Source organism: Stenotrophomonas pavanii, assembly GCF_900101175.1.
In the GTDB taxonomy this organism is placed as follows: Bacteria; Pseudomonadota; Gammaproteobacteria; order Xanthomonadales; family Xanthomonadaceae; genus Stenotrophomonas; species Stenotrophomonas pavanii.
Window position 1 is genome coordinate 107,598 of record NZ_FNFQ01000006.1, and the last position, 20,145, is coordinate 127,742.

Here is a 20,145-nt window from a genome sequence, read left to right on the forward strand (position 1 = left end):
AATTTTCACCTGTGCCACGGGGTAGCGTTCAGGCGCTTGGCCTTGGCTTCAGGCACGCAGGCCACGGCGGTGGAAGTAGACCTGCTCGGCAATGCGACGCGTGGCCGTCGTGTGCAGCAGCGCGTTGAGCGGCCAGTCGGCCTGCAGATGGTCCATCGCCCAGCGCAGCAGGCGCTTGCCATGGAAGGCCGGCGCCACCTGCCGCGCCACCCGCTCGGCGTCCGGCCCCTGGCCACGCAGATGCCGGGCAATCGCCTCGCCGACGGCCCAGCCATGCCGCCATGAGGAATGGATGCCCCCGGCCGAGAGCGGAGAGACGATGCCCGCCGCGTCGCCGGTCAGGACCACGCGCTGGCCGGTGATCGGCCCGTCCGGCCGGCCGCAGGGCACCAGCCCTGCGCGGGTGCCCGAGGGACGCGCCGAAGGCGGAATGCCGACCCCATCGCGCACGTGGTCGAGGAAGCCATCGATATCCGGCGGCCGTACCTGTTGCGGGTCATGACGCAGCGCCAATCCGACCTGCAGGCCGGTTGGATTCTGCGCGACCCAACCGATATAACCCGGCGCGTAGCGCTTGCTGACAAAGCAATGCAGCGCATTGCCCTGCGCCACCTGCAGGCCGGCGAACTCGCGCTCGACGCCGTAGAGGGTGTCGCGCACCTGGCCAAGGCCGGTGCGCTGGGCCACGCGTGAGCGTGCGCCATCAGCACCGACCAGATAGGCGCAGCGCCCTGCCCCTTCCACCTGCCAGCCGTCACCACAGCGACGAGCGTCGGTGAAGGACTGCTGCAGGCGCAGGTCGACACCGTTCGCGCGCAGTTCGCTGGCCAGCCAACGCATCACGTTCGGCGTATCGGTAGTGAGGAAGTAATAGCCCGGCGCGGCCAGCAACACGCTGCGCAGGTTCGGCGCATACAGGCGCACGTTGGCAACGCGCTGCACGAGGTGCTCGGGCATGCGCCCCAGCCAGGTCTGCTCCATCGCCTCTTTCACCACGATGCCGGTGGTGTGCAGGCGCTCGCCGGGGTCGGCCTTGCGTTCCAGCACGCAGACGCGCAGACCGTACTGGGCGGCAGCCAGTGCGCAGGCGGCACCGGCGAAACTGGCGCCGACGATGATGACGTCGTGGTCGTAGGCGGAGGGAGTGTGAGGCATTGCGGCATCGCCGTGGAGAATCGGAGATGCAGCTTCGAACTGCCGCGTGGCGAGCCGAAGGAGTGGCGGTGAAGTGGGGATGAAGCGCGGAATACGCAAACGAAAAACGCCCCCTTGCGGGAGCGTTTTTCTTGAATCTGGAGCGGGAAACGAGACTCGAACTCGCGACCTCAACCTTGGCAAGGTTGCGCTCTACCAACTGAGCTATTCCCGCTTGGGAGGCGAAATTCTACCTATTCTGGGAATGGCGTCAAGCGGTTTTTTCGGGGCCTGCGAGGCGCCTTGCACCGCGTATCCACGCATGGCGTGGATCTACTACAGCATCCCCGCACACCGATGGATCCGCATCCTTCGTGGATGCGGCATTTCCAGTGGATCCACGCCATGCGTGGATGGCAGCAACCGTGGTGTCAGAGCCCTTTCCTGCGGAAAGGGATCCGACCCCAGGCTCAGTTGCCCAGCTTCTTCTGCCGCGAGCGCTCGCGCGCGGCACGCTCATCCTCGCGCAGGCTCGGCCAGGCGGCGTGCAGGTACTGCAGGCCCGACCACAGGGTCAGCACCGCGGCGATGGCCAGGGTCCAGTCGCCGATGTGGAACACCGGCCAGCCCATCCAGATGTCCTGCACCGGCACGTTCGGCGCCACCGAGTACAGCAGGCACAGCAGCGCGACCATCTGCGCGGTGGTCTTGATCTTGCCGATCATCGCCACGCGCACCTTGGCGCGCTGGCCCAGCTCGGCCATCCATTCGCGCAGCGCAGACACCGCGATCTCGCGGCCGACGATCACCGCCGCCCAGAACGCCATCCACGGCGTCGGATGGCCCTGCACGATCAGGAACAGCGCCACTGCCACCATCAGCTTGTCCGCGACCGGGTCGAGGAAGGCGCCGAAGGCCGACTCCAGCTGGTAACGGCGTGCGATCCAGCCGTCGAGCCAGTCGGTGATCGCGGCCAGGCCGAAGATCGCCGCCGAAGCGAAGTTGGTCCAGGTATAGGGCAGGTAGAACACCAGCACCAGCACCGGGATCATCACGATCCGCAACAACGTCAGCCAGGTGGGCAGGGTCAACTTCATGCTTGCGTGCTTCTCTCTCTACTCGGCCGCATCGGGCGTGGCCAACCCGTGCAGGTTAGCGTAGATGCGTGCCGCGAGGGCGTCATTGATGCCTTCCACCTTGGCGATTTCGGCTTCGCCGGCCGCTTTCAGGCCCACCAGGCCGCCGAAATGCTTGAGCAGGCTGGCCCGGCGGCGCGGCCCGATGCCGGGGATGTCCTCCAGCTTGCTGGTCATCCGCGCCTTCTGGCGGCGGCCGCGATGACCGGTGATGGCGAAGCGGTGGGCTTCATCGCGGACCTGCTGGATGAACTGCAGCGCCGGGTTGGCCGCGCCCGGGCGCAGCTCGCGTCCATCGGGCATCACCAGCGCCTCATGGCCTGCGCGGCGCTCCACGCCCTTGGCCACGCCCACCAGCAGCACCCCTTCCACGCCCAGGTCGGCCAGTGCGGCCTCGGCCTGCGCCAGCTGGCCGGCGCCACCGTCGATCAGCAGGACGTCCGGCAGCACGCCCTGCTCTTCCACGGCGCGGCGGAAACGGCGGTCGATGGCCTGGCGCATGGCCGCATAGTCGTCGCCCGGCTCGATGCCGCTGATGTTGAAACGGCGGTACTGCGCGCGCACCGGACCGGCCGCGTCGAACACCACGCACGAGGCCACGGTGGCCTCGCCCAGCGTGTGGCTGATATCGAAGCACTCGACCCGCTTCACCGGCTCGGCCAGGCCGAGCATCTCGCGCAGCGCATCACTGCGTGCGTGCTGTGCGTTGCGGCTGTTGAGCTCCGTGGCCAGGGTCAGCTGCGCATTGCGGCTGGCCAGCTCCACGTAGCCGGCGCGCTCGCCGCGCACGTTCCACCTCAGCTGCACCTTGCGCTCGGCCGAGGCCGAGAGCGCGGCGACCAGCAGGTCGGCGTCGGGAATTTCGCGGTCCAGCAGGATCTCGCGCGGCGGCTCGAACTCGATGTAGTACTGCGAAACGAACGCGGCCAGCACTTCTTCCGGGCTCTCCTCACCATTGGTGCGGGGGAAGAACGGGCGGGTACCGAGGTTGCGGCCATCGCGGAACGCCAGCAGCAGCACGCAGGCCTGCGACCCCTGCATGGCCACCGCCAGCACGTCCAGGTCCGCGGCGCGACCGTCCACGTACTGCCGGGTCTGCATGCTGCGCAGCGAGGAAATCAGATCGCGCAGGCGCGCGGCCTGCTCGAACTCCAGCGCCTCGCTGGCGGCCTGCATCTGCTCGCCCAGCTCGCGGGTGAGCTCGTCGCTCTTGCCTTCAAGGAACAGGGCGGCGCGGCGCACCGACTCGGCGTACTCCGCTGCCGGCACCAGCTCCACGCACGGCGCGCTGCAGCGCCCGATCTGGTACTGCAGGCACGGCCGCGAACGGTTGCGGAACACGCTGTCCTCGCAGCTGCGCAGCTTGAACAGCTTGTGCATCAGGTTCAGCGTTTCGCGCACCGCAGTGACGCCCGGGTACGGACCGAAATAGCGGCCCGGAATGGCACGCGGGCCGCGATGCAGCGCGATGCGCGGCCAGTCCTCACGGGTCAGCAGCACATGCGGATAGGTCTTGTCGTCGCGCAGGGAGACGTTGTAGCGCGGCGACAGCGATTTGATCAGCTGGTTTTCCAGCAGCAGCGCCTCGGCTTCCGAGCGCGTCACGGTCACGTCCATGCGCGTGATCTGCGAGATCATCGACATGATCCGCGCATTCTTCGGGCTGCCGTTGAAATAGCTGCCGACACGGTTGCGCAGCGCGCGCGCCTTGCCCACGTACAGCAGCGTGTCGTCGGCGGCGTACATGCGGTACACGCCGGGTGCAGTGCTGAGCTGGGACGCGAAGGCCTTGCCGTCGAAGGCCGGGGCGGGAACGTCGGTCATTCGCTGATCGGGACTTCGCTGAGCACGCCGCTGTCGGGGTCGAATCGCAGCACGGCGTGGGCGTCGGTCTCCGCGATCCACACCGCCCCGGCGCCCACCGCCAGCCCGGCCGGGCCATGCAGGCGACGCGGCAGCGGCTGGGTGGTCAACTCACCGCCGCCCAGGCGCAGCGTGCGCAGGCGGCCATTGCCGCTATCGGCAATCCACAGCAGCGGCGCCTCCGGGCTCAGCGCAATGGCCTGCGGGAACTGCAGGCTGGCCTGCGCGCGCGGGCCGTCTTCACTGCCGAAGCGCCAAGGCCCCTGCCCGACCAGGGTCTGCACCAGATCGCCGCGCAGTTGCAGCGCACGGATCGAGGATCCCAGCGCATCGGCGACGTACAGCACCTGCTGCACCACGGCCAGCGCGGTCGGCTGGGCGAAGGCCGCCAGATGGCCGCTGCCGTCGCGCTCGTCGATGGCGCCGCTGCCGGCGCGCCACTGCAGGCTGCGCTGGCCGAGGTGGTAGCTCCAGATGCGGTTGTCGCCAGCCATCGCAATGTGCAGCTGGTTGTCGGCGATGGCCATGCCGACCGGATGGTCCAGCGAGACCTGCCGCGCCTGCGCCACCGGGCCTTCCACCGGCGCGCCGGGACGCCCGTTGCCACACAGCGTGTCAACGATGCCGGTCAGCAGGTTGATGCGGCGCACGGCATGGTTGCCGGTATCGGCCACGTACAGCGAATCGCGCTCCAGCACCAGCGCCTGCGGGCGGTGGAACGCCGCTTCGGCCAGGTTGCCATCCATGAAATCGGCGGTGCCGAGGCCGAACTGGCGCAGGATGCGGCCGCCGTGGCTGCATTCGAGAATGCGGTGATGGCCGCTGTCGGCGATGTACAGACGCTCGGTGCTGACCGCCAGCCCCAGCGGAAAACGCAGGGCCTGGCGCGGTTCCGGGTGCAGTTCGCTGCCGCCACGCGGCGGCGCCGACGGAGCGCCCTGGCACAGCGCGTTCAAGGCGCGTTCGAGTTCACCGGGTGCGCCCTGCCCGACCAGCCGTTGCTGTTCGCGACCCTGCGCATCCAGCAGCACCATGGTCGGCCAGGCGGTCACGCCGAAGCGGCGCCAGCCATCCCAGTCCGCGTCGAGGAGCACCGGCATGGCCAGGCCCTGGCGGCGCAGCAGCTTCAGCGCCGCGCTGGCGTCGCGCTCGAAGTCGAAGCGCGGCACCTGCAGCACCAGCGGCTGCAGCTTGCCGGGGTGGCGCGACAACCATTGGCCGAACTCGGCCAGGCGTTGCGCACTCCAGGCCGAGGCCGCGTTGACGAACAACAGCGCGACCGGCCGACCGCGCAGTTCGGTCAGGGTGCAGGGGGTGGCATTGAGCCAGGTGGCGAACTCGGGCAGGTCCGGGACGGGCTGGACGTTCATGACCCGATTATGCCGGAGTCGGCGTCATGCAACAGTCGTGCCACTGCACGTTTTGCAGCATCGTCGACCAGCGACCAGACCTGTTCGAAATGATCGCTGCCGCCGGTGTAGGGATCGGGGATCGCTGCCCGCCCCTGCCCGCCGGACCAGGGCAGGTACAACGCCAGCCGTTCACGCTGGGCCGCCGAGGCCAGGCGCCCGGCATCACGCAGGTTGGCCTCGTCGGCACACAGGACCCAGTCGAAACGGTCGAAATCCACGGTCTGCAGCTGGCGTGCGCGCAGGCCGCCGATGTCCACGCCGTGTCCGGCCGCGCAGGCGATCGCGCGGCGGTCCGGCGGCTCGCCCACGTGCCAGTCGCCGGTGCCAGCCGAATCGACCTGCACCCGCCCGGCCAGCGGCGAGGCGTCCAGGCGTGCGCGCAGCGCCCCTTCGGCCATCGGCGAACGGCAGATGTTGCCCAGGCAGACGAGCAGCAGCCTCATCGCGCGGTCGTCGCCTGCAGCAACGCCTCGGCCCGTTCCAGGTCCTCGGGCGTGTCGATGCCCGGCGGGAACGGTTCGGGCGAGATCGCCACGCTGATCGGGTAGCCTGCCTCCAGCACGCGCAGCTGCTCCAGCGATTCGACCTGCTCCAGCTGGCCCGGCGGCATCGCCGCAAACTGCTGCAGGAAACCGGCACGGTAACCGTAGATGCCGATGTGGCGCAGCCAGGCATGGCCTTCCGGCAGCGTGTCGCGGCTGCGCGCGAAACCATCACGGTGCCAGGCGATCGGTGCACGGCTGAAGTACATCGCCTCGTTGCGCACGTTGCGTACCAGCTTCACCACGTTCGGGTCGAACAGGGTGTGCGCGTCCTCGACGGTCGTGGCGAGAGTCGACATCGGCGCATTGCCGGCGACCAGCGCATCGGCCACCGCGCGGATGCCGGCCGCCGGTGCGAACGGTTCGTCGCCCTGCAGGTTGACCACCACCGTGTCACCGGCCCAGCCGGCGATGCGCGCGCACTCGGCCAGCCGATCGGTGCCGGAAGCATGCGTGGCCGCGGTCATCGCCACCCTCACTTCGGCCAGACCGGACAGCGCATCGGCGATGCGCGGGTCGTCGGTCGCTACCCAGACCTCGCGCGCGCCGGCCTGCAGCGCGCGGCGCGCCACATGCAGCACCAGCGGCTCACCGCCCAGCAGGCGCAACGGCTTGCCGGGCAGCCGCGAGGCAGCATAGCGGGCCGGGATGGCGACGACGAATTCGGTCATGTGGGCGATACTCGGCAGGCTTGTTACAACGGGAATGCGGCCAGCGGCGCGTGAATGCAAGCGCCACCGCGCCGCTCAGTTCGGTCGCAGCTTGTCCAGGCGATCGGTCAGCGCCACCCAGAACGCGGCGGGCAACTCGGCGCGCAGCGGAACCGCGTAGTGCCAGTCGTTGCCGAACGCACGGCATTTCACCGCGTCCTTCTCGGTCATCAGGACCGGCAGCTGGCTGCCGAAGGACAGGTCCTGCGGCTGGTAGGCCTGGTGGTCGGCGAACGCATGCGGCACCACGCCGATCCCGCGCGCGCGCAGCATGTCGAAGAAGCGTTGCGGATGCGCGATGCCGGCCACCGCATGCACGCGTTGGCCCTTGAAATATGCCAGCGGGCGCGCGCGGCCACCGGCCAGTGGCTGCGCACTGTCGATGTGCAGCGCCATCGGCCACTGGCCGAAGCCACAGGCCTGTGCCGCCGTCTCCTCATCGGCCTGGCCGAGGTTGACCACGCGGAAATCGCACTCGCTGGCGCGGCTGACCGGCTCGCGCAGCGGCCCGGCCGGAATCATCCGGCCATTGCCGTAGCGACGCTGCGCATCGACCACTTCGATCTCGATGTCGCGCGCCAGGCGATAGTGCTGCAGGCCGTCGTCGCAGACGATCACATCGCAGCCGGCCTCGACCAGCGCCTTGCCGGCCGCAACCCGATCACGGTCCACGCGCACCGGCACGCCGGTCTTCCAGGCGATCAGCACCGGCTCGTCACCGCCCTTGGCGGTCGGCGTATCGGCCTGCACCCACAGCGGTTTGTCGGCGTCTTCGCGACCGTAGCCGCGGCTGGCCACGCCGGGCTTCCAGCCGGCCGCGCGCAGGCGTTCGACCAGGGCGATGGTCAGCGGCGTCTTGCCGGTACCGCCGGCGGTGATGTTGCCGACCACGATGACCGGCACCGGCAGCGCGTGACGCTTGCGCCAGCCACGCCGATAGGCGCGCCGCCGCAGCGCGGTGACACCCGCGTACAGGGGCGCCAGCAGGCGCATGGCCCACGGAACCGGGGTGCCGTCATACCAGTACGGCGGGGTCTGGGTGCCCTTGCCGGCCATCAGTCCTGCCTTTCGCGGAACTGCATGCTGTGCAGGTGCTGGTACAGGCCGCCCAGCTCGAGCAGCTCCTTGTGGGTGCCACGCTCGACGATGCGGCCATGGTCCATCACCAGCACCTGGTCGGCGTGCTCGATGGTCGACAGGCGGTGCGCGATGACCAGCGTGGTGCGCTCCGGCATGAGGCGCTGCAGCGCATCCTGCACCAGGCGCTCGGACTCGTTGTCCAGTGCCGCAGTGGCTTCGTCGAGGATCAGGATCGGGGCGTCGCGCAGGATCGCGCGGGCAATCGCCAGGCGCTGGCGCTGGCCACCGGACAGCAGCGCGCCGTTCTCGCCGACCGGGGTCTGCAGCTGCTGCGGCATGCGTGCGATGAACTCCCAGGCATTGGCTGCTTCGGCCGCCGCACGGATCTGCTCATCGGTCGCCTCCATGCCATAGGCAATGTTGGCGGCGATGGTGTCATCGAACAGCATCACCTTCTGCCCGACGATCGCCACCTGCCGGCGCAGGTCGGCCAGCGGATAGTCATCCAGGGCCACGCCATCGAGGGTGATGACGCCGCCAGTGGGCTCGTAGAAGCGCGGAACCAGCCGGATCAGGCTGGTCTTGCCACTGCCGGAGCGGCCGACAATGGCCGTCACCGTGCCCGGCCTGGCGACGAAACTGATGTCGTCCAGGGCGATGCCACTGTCTTCGCGGTAGCGCAGCATGACGTGGTCGAACGCCAGCTCGCCCCGTACGCGCTGCACGCGCTGCTGGCCGTCGTCGCGCTCCACCGGCATGTCGAGGATGCCGAACAAGCGCTCGGCGGCGGAGACGCCGCGCGAAATCGAGGTCTGTACGCTAGTCAGTCGGCGCAGCGAGGGAATGATGGCCATCATCGAGGTCATCAGGCCCATGAACTGGCCGGCATTGAGGCGGCCGGCCAAGGCTTCGCGGGTCGACACCCAGACGATCACCGCCAGCGCCAGTGCGGCCAGGAACTGCACCACGCTGGACGCGGCGGCGCGGGTGACCTCGACCTTCATGTTCAGCGCCAGCATGCGGTTGGCCAGGCGCGAGTAGCGCGAGATCTCATGCTGCTGGGTGCCGTGCACCTTCACTTCCTGCTGCGCGGCCAGCGACTGCTCGGCAGTCTGCGCCATCGTGCCCATGCCGTCCTGGATGCCGCGGCTGATGCGACGGTAGCGCTTGCCCACGTAGGACACGATGCCACCGATCAGCGGCACCACCAGCAGCATCGCCAGGGTTACCTTGACGCTCATCTGCAGCATCACCGCCAGCATCGCGATGATGGTGAGGGTGTCGGCCACCACGGTCTTCAGCGCGTCGGCGCTGGCCTGGGTGACCTGTTCGGTATCGAAGTTGAGGCGGCTGACCATCACCGGCGTCGCTTCGGTGTCGAAGTGCGACGACGGCAGGTGCAGGTACTTCTGCAGCACCTGCTCACGCAGGTCGCGGACCACGCTGCGACCGGTCTTGGCCAGCGTGTAGTCGCTGACCCAGGTGGCCAGGCTGCGCATCAGGAACAGGCCGAGGATGGTCAGCGGCAGCACCACGGCCGCGCGCGGCTGCGGATCGACGAAACCCTCGTTGACCAGCGGCTCCATCAGCTTGGTGAAGTGATAGCCGGCCAGGGCTTCGACCACCATGGCGATGACCGCGCCCACCATGAACACCCAGTAGGTGCGGGTGTAGCCCAGCAGACGTTTGTAGATCGGCCACACCGGCGCGTGATGGGAACTCATGGACGCACCTCTGGCGCAGTTGCAATGGCGATACGACGGAAACCGAGCTGACCGAGCGCGTCCTGCGCAGTCACCACGGCCTGGTAGGGGGTGCGTGCGTCGGCGCGCAGCAGCACCGGCTGGCTGCGGTCGCTGCCGGCGACCGATGCGATGGTCTGCTTGACCGACTCGACATCGCTACGCAGCACTTCCTGGTCATTGATGAAATAGCGGCCTTCGGCGTTGATCAGCACGCTGAGCGAGCGCGGCGGCTCGTTGCTGGGCTGCTGGCTGGCGGTCGGCAGCTGCACCTGCAGCGTCGAGCGCGCATCGAAGGTGGTGGTGACCACGAAGAAGATGATCAGCACCAGGATGACGTCGATCAGCGGGACCAGATCGATATGCGGCTCATCCTGGGATCGGTCATTGCCGATACGCATCGATCAGGCCTTCGCCGTGGCAGCGTGGGCCGGTCGCGCCGGCGCGGCCGGGTTCATCACCCCGGGGCGACCGTCGAGCGTGTCCAGCAGGGCACTGGCTTCCTGTTCCATTTCCACCACATAGCCGTGGATCCGGCCCTTGAAATAGCGATGGAACATCAGCGCCGGGATGGCCACGATCATGCCGGTGGCCGTGCACACCAGCGCCTTGCCGATGCCGCCGGCCAGCTGGTTCACATCGCCCACGCCATGGTCGAGGATGCCCAGGAACATCTGGATCATGCCGATCACGGTGCCCAGCAGGCCCAGCAGCGGGCCGGCCGAGGCGATGGTGCCCAGCGCGTTGAGGAAGCGCTCCATGCGGTGCACCAGGTGGCGCCCGGTGTCCTCGATCCGCTCACGGATCTGGTCGCGCGGGCGGTTGCGGGCTTCCAGCGCAGCGGCCAGCAGCGCGCCCAGCGGCGAGTTGGCGCGCAGGGTCTGCAGGTGCGCCGGGTCAAGCTTGCCGCGTGCGGCCCAGTTGCGCACTTCCTGGCCAAGCCCGGGCGGCAGCACTTCCGTTCGCCGCAGGGACCAGAAACGCTCCAGGATGATCGCCAAAGCCAGTACGCCCAACAGCAGCAGCGGCACCATCGGCCAGCCACCGGCCTTGACCAGTTCCCACACGTTTCAACCCTCCGGCCCAACGGCCGCTTGTTCGATCGACGATAGGATAGCAGCCGACCGCGCCCGCCCAGCGGCATCCCACCACCGGGATGCATGGATGCGCTGTTCACGCAGCTGCAGCCCTTGTGCGCCAAGCCATACGCGGATCGCCCCGGACTCCGCGGTGGACACCACCTCGGCGCCCTGCGCCTGCCAGCGCCGGACCACGTCCCGACGCGGGTGGCCAAAGCGGTTCTGGTGCCCGGCCGAGACCAGCGCCAACCGTGGTGCCACCGCGGCCACCCACGGGGCACTGGAACTGCCCCCGCTGCCATGGTGCGGCACCAGCACCACGTCGGCCTTCAGCGCCGCCGGAGACGCCCGCAACAGCGCCTGTTCCGCCGGACGGCCGATGTCGCCGGGCAACAGGACCACGCCATGGGCGCTGGCCACGCGCAGCACGCAGCTGTCCTCGTTTTCGGCCCGCCGGCTGCCGGGATCCGGGTGCAGCACGTGGAAATCGACCCCGTCCCAGCGCCAGCTCAGGCCCCGCTGGCAACGCCCCGCTCCGGTGATCGAGCTGCCCGGCGGCGCCAGCAGTGGCAGTGCCGGCAGCTGTAGCCGCAGACCCGGCAGGTTGCCCGCGTGATCCAGGTCATCGTGGCTGAGCAATACGCGGTCAGGCGGCGCCTGGCCGAGTGCCCGCAGTGCCGGAACCAGAGTCCGCTCGCTCCCTTCGCTGCCGCTCGGCGGCCCGACGTCATACCAGAGCGCATGCCGCGCGGTGCGCAGCAACACCGCCGTGCCCTGGCCGACATCGTGCAGCAGCAGCTCCAGCTCCCCCTCGGCCGGCCGCTCGCGCAACGGCCACAACAGCGGCACGCACAACAGCAGGCCAGCGAGCCCGCCGCCGGCACCCCGTGGCAGCAGCCACCAGAACACCCCCAGCAGCGCCGCCGGCACTGCCCAGGCCGGTGCCTCGGCCAACCACCACATCGCCTGCGGATGCGCCGACAGGGGCTGCAGGGCCTGCCAGCTGACCTCGAACAGCCACGCCGCCACACGCCAGGCCCAGCGCCCGGCCCCGTCATGCAGCACCTGCAGGGCGGTACCCAGCAGCGACAGCGGCACCACCAGCAAGGTCCACCAAGGAATGACCGGCAGGTTCACCAGCGGCCCCAGCCAGGCGGTGCCACCGAACAGGGCGATGCCCAACGGCAACAGGCCGACGCTGGCCACGCCCTGCGCGGCCAGGAACCCACGCAGGTTGGCGGCCATCCCGCGCGGACGTCCCTGTGGCAGGCACCACGCCAGCCACAGCACGCCGCCGAAGCTGAGCCAGAAGCCCGCTGACAGCACCGACAGGGGCGCCGGCAGCAGCAGCGCCAGCGCCGCCAGCGCGAGTCCCTGCACGAGACCGAGCGGGCGCCGCCCGCTACGCGCCAGGGCCACCAGCCCGATCATCAGCGCCGTGCGCACGGTCGGCAATTCACCGCCGGCCAGCACCGCATAGCTCGCCGCGGACAGCGCCGCGGCGCAGGCCGCCGCCTGTGGACGCGGCCAATGCCGGGCCAGCAGGGGGCACAGCCACCACAGCCCTCGGCACAGCAACGCCCCCAGCCCCGCCACCACCCCGACATGGAACCCGGAAATGGCGATCAGGTGGGTCAGCCCCAGCGCCCGCAACTGATCCCAATCGGTGTCGGACAGGCCACGCGTATCGCCCAGGGCGAGCGCCTGCACGAAGCGCGCGGCCGGATGGGCCACCTGCAGGGCGATGGCGGCGCTGGTGCGCTCACGCCATGCCGGCAGGCCGCGCGCAGACTGCAGCGCGTGGGCACTGGCCGGCGCCCTCACCGTTCCAGTGCCAGCCACGCCACGCAGCAGCGCATGGCGCTCGCTGTCAAAACCCCCGGGATTGATCCGCGAGCGAGGGGCCCGCACACGCAGCGCCAACCGCCACTGCGCACCGGCCAGGACCTGCCTGCGCCGTCCCTCGGCAGCGGCGCTGGACCTGCCCTGCCAGCCGTCGTTCCAGGTGACCTGCAGGCGCTTGCCGCGCAGCGATGGCAGTTCGCTGCTCTCACTGACCTGCAGCAGGAAGCGGGTGCGCGCCTCGGCATGATCCGGCAGATCGATGACCCGGCCACTGACCACCACGTCCCGAGCCGGCTGGCCCGGTGGCAGCTGGTCCTGCAATGCCCAGTGCCCGTGCAGCGCTGCCCAGCCGGCACCGAACAGCACGACCGCCGGCAGGCGCCCGCGCCAGCGCAGGCCCCACCCCGCCATGCCAAGCACGACCATCACCGTGCAGACCCACAGCGGCGGCAGTTGCGGCAGCTGCACGCAGGCCAACGCCCCTAGCGTCAGCGCGGCAGCGCAGCCACTGCCCAGCAAGGGAGACGGGAAACGCTCGGCGGCCATGACGCCAGCGTGCCGCCGACGGCAGCAGGCTGCCTATCGGGACTTGCCCCGCAGTCGCATCAGCGCCGAACGCTTCCGCGATGGAAATTGACCCGGAAACTCGCACCGCCCCCCAGCGCCTCGCCGACGCTGACCGAGCCACCATGGTGCTGCACGATTTCCTTGACCAGGTGCAGGCCCAGGCCACTGCCGCTGCCCGCCGCGCGCAGGCGATGGAACGGCTCGAAGATCGCCTCGCGGTCGCCTACTGGAATGCCCGCGCCCTGATCGCTGACTTCCAGCACGCCGCGCGTGTCCAACCGCACGCAGATGGTGCCACGGCCACCACCATGCACGATCGCGTTGTGCACCAGATTGGCGATCACCCGCCCCAGCGCCAGGCTGTCGCCATGGATCCACACTGGCGCCTCCGGCGCGTCGACTTCGAATCCATAGCCGGCTCCCACCACCAGCGGCGCCAGGTCCGCTGCGGCCTCACGCACCAGCTGGGCCAGGTCCAGCCGCTGCAATGCGCCCACGTTGCGGTCCAGGCGCTGCAGGTCAAGCAGGTGCTCGGCAACATTGCCCAGCCGCGCCACGTCGGTCAGCAGCTGTGACTTCAACTCACCCTGCGGTAGCTGCGACAGGCGCGCCTGCACCACGGCGATCGGCACGCGCAGTTCGTGCGCCGCGTCGGCGAGGAACTTGTCGCGCGCGGCATAGCCCTGCTGCACCTTGTCGATGGCGTCGTTGAATGCTTCCACCAGCGGCGCCACTTCCGTCGACACCAGGCGCGCGTCCAGCCGGGCACCCGGCTGGCCGATGTCCAGCTCCTTGGCCTGCTGCGCGGAACGGCGCACGCCACGCATCGCACGGTGGATCACGGTCGGCATCACCAGCAAGGTGACCACGATCAACGGCAGGAAGAACCACAGGCCGATCAGCCGCAGCACCATCAGTGCGCCGTCCAGCAGCCCGCCCTTGGGTGCGCCTCCCACCATCACGGTGATGCGGCGCCCATCCTCGTTGCGGATCATCACCCGCGCCACGTCCAGATAGGGCGGCACCAGCGACCCGAGCTCGCTGGCACCCACGGTCGGCAGCCGCGCAAGCAGCGGCGCGTGGACCGCCGGGATGGTGCCGCGCTCAAGCCAGACGCCCTTGTCGTCGACCGCAGCGAACCAGAGATTGCCACCGGCGTCGGTATCGAGCGCGTCCCAGCGCGCCTGGTCCAGCACCAGGCGGCCGCCTTCGCTGTGCACCGCCTTGGCCACCGCCTCGGCAATGAACATGTCCATGCCCCAGGAGTCCTTGTCGCCCCAGGTCAGGATCAGGGCGACCACCGCGAACAGCACGGTGAAGGCCTGCGCCAGGAACAGGCGCCAGGCCAGGCCCAGGGTGATCGAACGGATCGGACGGGCCACCTCAGGCCTCCGCCAGCAGGTAACCGACACCCCGGATCACATGGATCTCCACGCCAGCACCGGCCTGCTGCAGCGCCTTGCGCAGCTTGGAGATATGCGCGTCGAGCGCATTGGACTGGATCTCATCGTCGAACCCGTACACCGCGGCCTCCAGCGCGCTGCGGGTGACCGTGCGCCCCTGCCGCATCGCCAGGGCCTGCAGTACCAGCACCTGACGCCGTGGCAGTGCCAACGGCTGGCCCTCCACCTGCGCCTGCAGCGATTCGAAATCGAATTCAAGCCGCCCCAACCGCAGGCTCGGCGTCACCATCGCTGACGGCCTGCGCGACACGGCGCGGATGCGCGCCATCAGCTCCTCGATCGCGACCGGCTTGACCAGATAATCATCGGCACCGACATCAAGGCCTTCGACCTTGTCGGACAGCGTGCCCTTGGCGGTCAGCATGATCACCGCCAGGTTTGGCCGCAACGCGCGCGCGGTGGCGACGAACCCGGCACCATCGCCATCGGGCAGCTGGCGGTCGAGCAGCAGCAGCTGGTGCACCGGTTCGCGCAACGCGAGCGCGGCCTCGGCCAGACTGCCGACCACATCGGCGACCACGCCCTGCCGCTCCAGGCCCGATTGCAGGGCGCGGGACAGATCGGGATCGTCTTCGACCAGGAGGATGCGCATCAGTCACTCGTCTATCGGAAACGCTGCCGATCATAGTGCCTGGCGCCCTGCTTTGGCGCCCATGCATGCCAGCGGCTGCAGGCGCAATGTTCTGACAATGTTGCCCCTTCAGCATGCGCAGCCATCCCCCGCAACGTGGCCGAACGATGCTGTCGCTGCCCCTGACAAGGACCCCCATGGCCTCCGTCTCCCACACTGCCGACGCCCACGCCATCCTGCGAGCGCCTGACCTGGACAGCGCCGAGCGCGCCTATCTGGGGCTGATGCCCGACCTCGAACACGTGAACGCACTGGCCCGTCGTGCCGTGGGCCTGTCACGCGTGGCCGACGCGGCACGCGGCTATGCGTTGTCGATGACCCTGGTCGGACTGCGCCTGCAGGAGCTGGAGATGGGCGAGCCGACGGCCAGGCAACATCGCCAGGCGACCCTGCACAGCCTGCGCGAGGCCTTCAGCGCCTGACGGCGCGCGCGCCTGGAGAGCGACGCGGCATCTTCGCGGTGCCACCGGCATCCGTCGCATCAGCGCGGCGCGCAAGCACTGCACGACCGCGTCACGTCAGCGCAACGTGCTCCACGCCAGCAGCACGCACAGGATCGCGACCCAGGCCACGGCCTTGAACGTGCCTTCCAGCATGTTGCCGCCAAACAGGCCCTCCAGCAGTGGATTGGGCCTGGACACCGGGACGTGATCGCTCATGCAGCAGTTCCTTTCCGTGGTGGCGCAGTTGCGCGGTAGCCCGGAGTCTACGCCTGTGCACCCCGGATTCATCGTCGCCTGCCTGCCTTTGGCGACGCATTCCGGGCCTTCGTCGCAGGCCGGCTGCGATACCCGGCGCGCCATGCCAGCCTGCACGCACTTTCCCGCTGGAGCACCGTGCCATGCCGATGCTTGCCCTGATGCTGCTGTTCTCCAGCCTGTTCGGCGACGGCGATGGCGGCGGTCCCACCGAGAACGCCCTGCGCACCCAGATCCTGCGCGTTGAGGCCGCGCAGGATGCGCACGGGGCCGAGCCGATGCAGCTCTATCACCTGCGCCCGGACCGTATCCTGCGCCTGGGCAGCCAGCGGCTGCCTGACCCGCACAGCGCAGCGCCCGATGCCGGGCCGGTCCAGGTCCGCGTGGCGCAGCTGTGGGAGCGCGTGGATGGGCGATGGCAGATCCGGCGTTCGATCAGCATCCACCACTGAATTCACGCCACTGAACCGGCGGGAGGTCCCCGCTTTCACGGGAAGGACAGGCCACCTCATCGGAACGAAAAAAGCCGGCCCAGGGGCCGGCTTTCATCGTTTCCACCGCTTCACCGGCGGACCGGGAGCAGGTGGTGGGCGGTACAGGGTTCGAACCTGTGACCCCTACCATGTCAAGGTAGTGCTCTACCGCTGAGCTAACCGCCCATCATGTTCTTGCCGCCCGCAGGCTGGCCTTGTTACGTAAAAACCCGGCGCCAGGGCCGGGCTTTGCAGTTCACGACAGTCCCCTTGCGAGGGCTTCGTGGTGGGCGGTACAGGGTTCGAACCTGTGACCCCTACCATGTCAAGGTAGTGCTCTACCGCTGAGCTAACCGCCCGTTTTTGCTTCTGCATTTCCGCGATTGCGTCGGTGCAGGCCGCGTATATTACGGATGCCGGCAGGGAAGCGCAACACTTTTGTGAAGATGGCGCTGCACTTCCACGTTCAGCCGAGGCTGGCTTCCTTCAGCTGCCGGATCTGGTCGCGCACGCGCGCGGCATCCTCGAACTCCAGGTCCTTGGCGTGCTGGTACATCTGCTGTTCCAGTGCCTTCAGACGCACCCCCAGCTGTGCCGGCGACAGCGAACGGTAGTCGGCCGCCTCTTCGGCCACGCCCGGCCGGCCCTTGCCCCGGCCCTTCTTTGCTTCCTTTTCGGCCGCATCCGAACGTGCGCCTTCCAGCACATCGACGATCGGGCGCGCCACCGAACGCGGCACGATGCCGTGCTCTTCGTTGTACTCGACCTGCTTGGCGCGGCGGCGGTCGGTTTCATCGATCGCCGCCTGCATCGAACGGGTGATCTTGTCGGCGTACAGGATCGCCTTGCCGCGCACGTTGCGGGCCGCACGGCCGATGGTCTGGATCAGCGAGCCGGTGGAGCGCAGGAAGCCTTCCTTGTCGGCATCCAGGATCGCCACGAGTGACACTTCGGGCATGTCCAGGCCTTCGCGCAGCAGGTTGATGCCGACCAGCACATCGAACTTGCCCAGGCGCAGGTCGCGGATGATCTCCACGCGCTCGACCGTGTCCACGTCCGAGTGCAGGTAGCGCACGCGGATGCCATGCTCGGTGAGGTACTCGGTGAGGTTCTCGGCCATGCGCTTGGTCAGCGTGGTGACCAGCACGCGATCACCGGCCTTGATGCGCGCGTTGGCCTCGCTCATCAGGTCGTCGACCTGGGTCCCGACCGGGCGGATCTCCACCACCGGATCGATCAGGCCGGTCGGGCGCACCACCAGTTCGGTGATCTCGTCACCCGCCTCGCGCAGCTCGTAAGGACCGGGCGTGGCCGACACGTAGATGCTGCGCGGGCAGCGCTCCTCCCACTCCTCGAAGCGCAACGGACGGTTGTCCAGCGCCGACGGCAGGCGGAACCCGAATTCGACCAGGGTTTCCTTGCGCGAGCGATCGCCCTTGAACATGGCGCCGATCTGCGGAATGGTCACGTGCGACTCGTCGATCACCAGCAGCGCATCCGGCGGCAGGTAGTCGAACAGGGTCGGTGGCGGCTCGCCGGCCTTCTTGCCGGTCAGGTGCCGGGAGTAGTTCTCGATGCCGTTGCAGAACCCGACCTCGGCCATCATCTCGATGTCGAACTGGGTGCGCTGCGCCAGGCGCTGCGCCTCGACCAGCTTGTTCTCGGCGTACAACTGCTCGAGCCGTTCCTTCAGCTCGACCTTGATGGTTTCCACCGCGGCCAGCACACGCTCGCGGGTGGTCGCGTAATGGGTCTTGGGATAGACGGTGAAGCGCTGCATGTTGCGCAGCGTCTCGCCGGTCAACGGGTCGAACATCGTGATCTTCTCGACCTCGCCGTCGAACAGCTCGATGCGCAGCGCCTCGCTGTCCGACTCGGCCGGGAACACGTCGATCACTTCGCCGCGTACGCGGAAGGTACCGCGCTGCAGCTCGTATTCGTTGCGCGTGTACTGCAGCTGGGTCAGGTGGTTGATCAGGTCGCGCTGGTCGATGCGTTCGCCCTTGGACAGGATCAGGCGCAGCGACAGGTAGTCTTCCGGTGCACCCAGGCCGTAGATCGCCGACACCGTGGCCACCACGATCGCATCCGGGCGCGACAGCAGGGTCTTGGTCGCGGCCAGGCGCATCTGCTCGATGTGCTCGTTGATCGAACTGTCCTTCTCGATGAAGGTGTCCGACGAGGGCACGTAGGCCTCCGGCTGGTAGTAGTCGTAGTAGCTGACGAAGTACTCCACCGCGTTGTGCGGGAAGAAGGCCTTGAACTCGCCATACAGCTGCGCCGCCAGCGTCTTGTTCGGCGCCATGATCAGCGTCGGCTTCTGCACGTTCTGGATGACGTTGGCGATCGTGTAGGTCTTGCCCGAGCCGGTGACGCCGAGCAGGGTCTGCTTGGCGATGCCGGCCTCGAAGTTGCTGGTCAGCTTGGCGATGGCATCGGGCTGATCGCCCGCCGGCGAGTACGGCGAGACAAGTTCAAAACTGTCGCTCATGGTGTTGCCAGTTCCCGGGGAAGATGAGTATACGAGGCGTGGGGTGACGGCTGGCTGAGGGGTCTCCGGGCAGCCCGCCGCGGAGCTTCCCGATGGCAGCCGCCGGGCCAGGCGCGGAGGCTGAATGCATGCGCCCTGCCCACGCCCCCTGCCCCGTCGGCCCCCGCCCAGCGCGGGGCGTTCACCTGACCGAACTGCTGGTGGTGGTCGCGGTGCTGGCGGTGCTGCTGGCCGCGTCCTGGCCGGCGCTGCAGCCCCTCCTGCTGCGGCAACGCGCCGATGCACTGCAACTGAACCTGCACGCCAGCCTGTCCGGCGCCCGCAGCGAGGCCTTGCGCAGGCGCGAGCTGATCGGCGTCTGTGCAAGTGTCGACGGGCTGCACTGCAACGACGACTGGAGCGCCGGCTGGATCATCTACCGCAGCGGCGAGCAGCGCGGGGAGCCCGTGTCGCCAGAGGCGATCCTGGTCCACCACACCGGGCGTCCGGACATCGCGGTCGTAGCGCGGGCAAGCAGCGGGCGCCCCCGGTTGTTCTTCCAGCCAGACGGACGCAGCCCGGGAGCCAACCTGACCCTGCGCATCTGCGCGGGTGGCCGGCTGCACGGCGCGCTGGTCGTCAACAACGGCGGCCGCACCCGAAGCGAACGCGCAGATCGCAATGCACCCTGCTGAACACCTGCACGAAAAAGCAGAAGCCGCGATTTCTCGCGGCTTCTGCAGTATCTGGCGCCCGAAGTTGGACTCGAACCAACGACCCCCTGATTAACAGTCAAGTGCTCTAACCGGCTGAGCTATTCGGGCGGGGAGGCGCATTGTACTGACCGACTACACGAAGATCAACACCTGATTCACCAGCAGCTGGCCACACCGCCGCTGGCCGTCTTGCGGTTGGCCTGGTCCACGCTCAGGGTGCCGCAGCTGTCCTTGGCCTGCGTGCCTTGCGGAGTGGCCGTGATCGTGAAACTGGAGCCATCCCCCTTGTAATCCAGGTTGTAGCGCACGGTACCGCCATCGCGTGGCGACACCTTGGTCGGCAGCGCGTAGCCGGTGTAGGAGTTGTTGCTGGTGTGGTAGCGCTCGGCACGTTGTGCATACTCGGCCAGGTCCGCCTTCACCACGGCGCGATGCGAGCGCCGAACGTATTCCTGGTAGGAGGGAATGGCGATGGCCGCCAGGATACCGATGACGATCACCACGATCATCAGTTCGATCAGCGTGAAGCCAGCCGCGCGGCGAGGCATGGTTGTGTGCAGCATGGGCGTGGATCCTCGCACTTG

At 68.6% G+C, this 20,145-nt stretch carries 19 protein-coding genes and 4 tRNA genes; 3 read left to right on the top strand and 20 right to left on the bottom strand.

Annotated features, from left to right (window positions below; all coding sequences use genetic code 11):
• Window positions 1-48 precede the first annotated feature (48 nt).
• From BLS66_RS11810 to BLS66_RS11875, 14 genes are all read right to left on the bottom strand, one after another.
• Window positions 49-1,155 carry an NAD(P)/FAD-dependent oxidoreductase gene (locus BLS66_RS11810; RefSeq protein ID WP_074725932.1) on the bottom strand — a complete coding sequence of 369 codons (1,107 nt, stop codon included), beginning with the start codon at window positions 1,153-1,155 and terminating at the stop codon, window positions 49-51.
• Between the two features lie 138 nt (window positions 1,156-1,293).
• A tRNA-Gly gene (locus tag BLS66_RS11815) sits at window positions 1,294-1,369 on the bottom strand.
• 235 nt (window positions 1,370-1,604) lie between these two features.
• Window positions 1,605-2,231, bottom strand: coding sequence for a CDP-diacylglycerol--glycerol-3-phosphate 3-phosphatidyltransferase (gene pgsA, locus BLS66_RS11820; RefSeq protein WP_049464736.1), 627 nt, complete (start codon window positions 2,229-2,231; stop codon window positions 1,605-1,607).
• Between the two features lie 18 nt (window positions 2,232-2,249).
• A complete protein-coding gene (uvrC, locus tag BLS66_RS11825; RefSeq protein ID WP_049464739.1) occupies window positions 2,250-4,094 on the bottom strand; it encodes an excinuclease ABC subunit UvrC in 1,845 nt (614 codons plus the stop codon).
• Window positions 4,091-5,503, bottom strand: coding sequence for a hypothetical protein (locus BLS66_RS11830; protein ID WP_074725933.1), 1,413 nt, complete (start codon window positions 5,501-5,503; stop codon window positions 4,091-4,093). Before BLS66_RS11830 ends, uvrC begins: the two co-directional genes overlap by 4 nt.
• Window positions 5,500-5,988, bottom strand: a complete 489-nt coding sequence (locus BLS66_RS11835; protein WP_057493619.1) for a low molecular weight protein-tyrosine-phosphatase — start codon at window positions 5,986-5,988, stop codon at window positions 5,500-5,502. The genes BLS66_RS11830 and BLS66_RS11835 overlap by 4 nt, the downstream gene beginning before the upstream one ends.
• Window positions 5,985-6,758, bottom strand: a complete 774-nt coding sequence (gene kdsB, locus BLS66_RS11840) for a 3-deoxy-manno-octulosonate cytidylyltransferase (RefSeq protein WP_074725934.1) — start codon at window positions 6,756-6,758, stop codon at window positions 5,985-5,987. Before kdsB ends, BLS66_RS11835 begins: the two co-directional genes overlap by 4 nt.
• 75 nt (window positions 6,759-6,833) lie before the next feature.
• Window positions 6,834-7,853 carry a tetraacyldisaccharide 4'-kinase gene (gene lpxK / locus BLS66_RS11845; RefSeq protein WP_049464747.1) on the bottom strand — a complete coding sequence of 340 codons (1,020 nt, stop codon included), beginning with the start codon at window positions 7,851-7,853 and terminating at the stop codon, window positions 6,834-6,836.
• Window positions 7,853-9,601: a lipid A export permease/ATP-binding protein MsbA gene (msbA, locus tag BLS66_RS11850; protein ID WP_057493616.1), complete on the bottom strand. Its 1,749-nt coding sequence runs from the start codon at window positions 9,599-9,601 to the stop codon at window positions 7,853-7,855. Before msbA ends, lpxK begins: the two co-directional genes overlap by 1 nt.
• Window positions 9,598-10,020, bottom strand: a complete 423-nt coding sequence (locus tag BLS66_RS11855) for an ExbD/TolR family protein (protein ID WP_019658998.1) — start codon at window positions 10,018-10,020, stop codon at window positions 9,598-9,600. Before BLS66_RS11855 ends, msbA begins: the two co-directional genes overlap by 4 nt.
• 3 nt (window positions 10,021-10,023) lie before the next feature.
• Window positions 10,024-10,686, bottom strand: coding sequence for a MotA/TolQ/ExbB proton channel family protein (locus BLS66_RS11860; RefSeq protein WP_019658999.1), 663 nt, complete (start codon window positions 10,684-10,686; stop codon window positions 10,024-10,026).
• 3 nt (window positions 10,687-10,689) lie between these two features.
• On the bottom strand, window positions 10,690-13,089 hold the full coding sequence (locus BLS66_RS11865) for a DNA internalization-related competence protein ComEC/Rec2 (protein WP_074725935.1): 2,400 nt from the start codon (window positions 13,087-13,089) through the stop codon (window positions 10,690-10,692).
• Between the two features lie 59 nt (window positions 13,090-13,148).
• Entirely contained in the window at window positions 13,149-14,492 is a 1,344-nt protein-coding gene (locus tag BLS66_RS11870; RefSeq protein ID WP_074725936.1) for a sensor histidine kinase, read from the bottom strand.
• Window position 14,493: 1 nt separating this feature from the next.
• The gene (locus BLS66_RS11875) at window positions 14,494-15,165 is read right to left on the bottom strand and encodes a response regulator transcription factor (protein ID WP_005415973.1); all 672 of its coding nucleotides are present in this window, start codon (window positions 15,163-15,165) and stop codon (window positions 14,494-14,496) included.
• A 176-nt stretch (window positions 15,166-15,341) separates the two neighbouring features.
• Between BLS66_RS11875 and BLS66_RS11880 the strand changes: the two genes are divergently transcribed.
• Window positions 15,342-15,626: a hypothetical protein gene (locus BLS66_RS11880; protein ID WP_053463487.1), complete on the top strand. Its 285-nt coding sequence runs from the start codon at window positions 15,342-15,344 to the stop codon at window positions 15,624-15,626.
• A 96-nt stretch (window positions 15,627-15,722) separates the two neighbouring features.
• On the opposite strand, the gene BLS66_RS20765 is transcribed toward BLS66_RS11880, so the two are convergent.
• Complete coding sequence (locus tag BLS66_RS20765; protein WP_164688803.1) at window positions 15,723-15,863, bottom strand: hypothetical protein; 141 nt, start codon at window positions 15,861-15,863, stop codon at window positions 15,723-15,725.
• A 182-nt stretch (window positions 15,864-16,045) separates the two neighbouring features.
• Here BLS66_RS20765 and BLS66_RS11885 point away from each other — a divergent pair, with 182 nt between their 5' ends.
• Complete coding sequence (locus BLS66_RS11885) at window positions 16,046-16,354, top strand: hypothetical protein (protein WP_074725937.1); 309 nt, start codon at window positions 16,046-16,048, stop codon at window positions 16,352-16,354.
• Window positions 16,355-16,486: 132 nt separating this feature from the next.
• Here BLS66_RS11885 and BLS66_RS11890 read toward each other — a convergent pair.
• The 3 genes from BLS66_RS11890 to uvrB form a co-directional block, all read right to left on the bottom strand.
• Window positions 16,487-16,561, bottom strand: a tRNA-Val gene (locus BLS66_RS11890).
• Between the two features lie 98 nt (window positions 16,562-16,659).
• A tRNA-Val gene (locus BLS66_RS11895) sits at window positions 16,660-16,734 on the bottom strand.
• Between the two features lie 107 nt (window positions 16,735-16,841).
• Window positions 16,842-18,866: an excinuclease ABC subunit UvrB gene (gene uvrB, locus BLS66_RS11900; RefSeq protein ID WP_049464761.1), complete on the bottom strand. Its 2,025-nt coding sequence runs from the start codon at window positions 18,864-18,866 to the stop codon at window positions 16,842-16,844.
• Window positions 18,867-18,994: 128 nt separating this feature from the next.
• On the opposite strand from uvrB, the gene BLS66_RS11905 reads away from it, so the two are divergent.
• On the top strand, window positions 18,995-19,540 hold the full coding sequence (locus tag BLS66_RS11905) for a GspH/FimT family protein (RefSeq protein WP_074725938.1): 546 nt from the start codon (window positions 18,995-18,997) through the stop codon (window positions 19,538-19,540).
• Window positions 19,541-19,592: 52 nt separating this feature from the next.
• Here the strand turns inward: BLS66_RS11905 and BLS66_RS11910 are convergent.
• Window positions 19,593-19,669, bottom strand: a tRNA-Asn gene (locus BLS66_RS11910).
• Between the two features lie 47 nt (window positions 19,670-19,716).
• Window positions 19,717-20,124: a type IV pilin protein gene (locus BLS66_RS11915; RefSeq protein ID WP_053463490.1), complete on the bottom strand. Its 408-nt coding sequence runs from the start codon at window positions 20,122-20,124 to the stop codon at window positions 19,717-19,719.
• Between the last annotated feature and the right edge of the window lie 21 nt (window positions 20,125-20,145).

Coding starts and splice junctions, on each gene's coding strand:
- BLS66_RS11810 (WP_074725932.1), bottom strand. CDS start 1,155: ATGCCTCACACTCCCTCCGCCTACGACCACGACGTCATCATCGTCGGC.
- pgsA (WP_049464736.1), bottom strand. CDS start 2,231: ATGAAGTTGACCCTGCCCACCTGGCTGACGTTGTTGCGGATCGTGATG.
- uvrC (WP_049464739.1), bottom strand. CDS start 4,094: ATGACCGACGTTCCCGCCCCGGCCTTCGACGGCAAGGCCTTCGCGTCC.
- BLS66_RS11830 (WP_074725933.1), bottom strand. CDS start 5,503: ATGAACGTCCAGCCCGTCCCGGACCTGCCCGAGTTCGCCACCTGGCTC.
- BLS66_RS11835 (WP_057493619.1), bottom strand. CDS start 5,988: ATGAGGCTGCTGCTCGTCTGCCTGGGCAACATCTGCCGTTCGCCGATG.
- kdsB (WP_074725934.1), bottom strand. CDS start 6,758: ATGACCGAATTCGTCGTCGCCATCCCGGCCCGCTATGCTGCCTCGCGG.
- lpxK (WP_049464747.1), bottom strand. CDS start 7,853: ATGGCCGGCAAGGGCACCCAGACCCCGCCGTACTGGTATGACGGCACC.
- msbA (WP_057493616.1), bottom strand. CDS start 9,601: ATGAGTTCCCATCACGCGCCGGTGTGGCCGATCTACAAACGTCTGCTG.
- BLS66_RS11855 (WP_019658998.1), bottom strand. CDS start 10,020: ATGCGTATCGGCAATGACCGATCCCAGGATGAGCCGCATATCGATCTG.
- BLS66_RS11865 (WP_074725935.1), bottom strand. CDS start 13,089: ATGGCCGCCGAGCGTTTCCCGTCTCCCTTGCTGGGCAGTGGCTGCGCT.
- BLS66_RS11875 (WP_005415973.1), bottom strand. CDS start 15,165: ATGCGCATCCTCCTGGTCGAAGACGATCCCGATCTGTCCCGCGCCCTG.
- BLS66_RS11880 (WP_053463487.1), top strand. CDS start 15,342: ATGGCCTCCGTCTCCCACACTGCCGACGCCCACGCCATCCTGCGAGCG.
- BLS66_RS20765 (WP_164688803.1), bottom strand. CDS start 15,863: ATGAGCGATCACGTCCCGGTGTCCAGGCCCAATCCACTGCTGGAGGGC.
- BLS66_RS11885 (WP_074725937.1), top strand. CDS start 16,046: ATGCCGATGCTTGCCCTGATGCTGCTGTTCTCCAGCCTGTTCGGCGAC.
- uvrB (WP_049464761.1), bottom strand. CDS start 18,866: ATGAGCGACAGTTTTGAACTTGTCTCGCCGTACTCGCCGGCGGGCGAT.
- BLS66_RS11905 (WP_074725938.1), top strand. CDS start 18,995: ATGCGCCCTGCCCACGCCCCCTGCCCCGTCGGCCCCCGCCCAGCGCGG.
- BLS66_RS11915 (WP_053463490.1), bottom strand. CDS start 20,124: ATGCTGCACACAACCATGCCTCGCCGCGCGGCTGGCTTCACGCTGATC.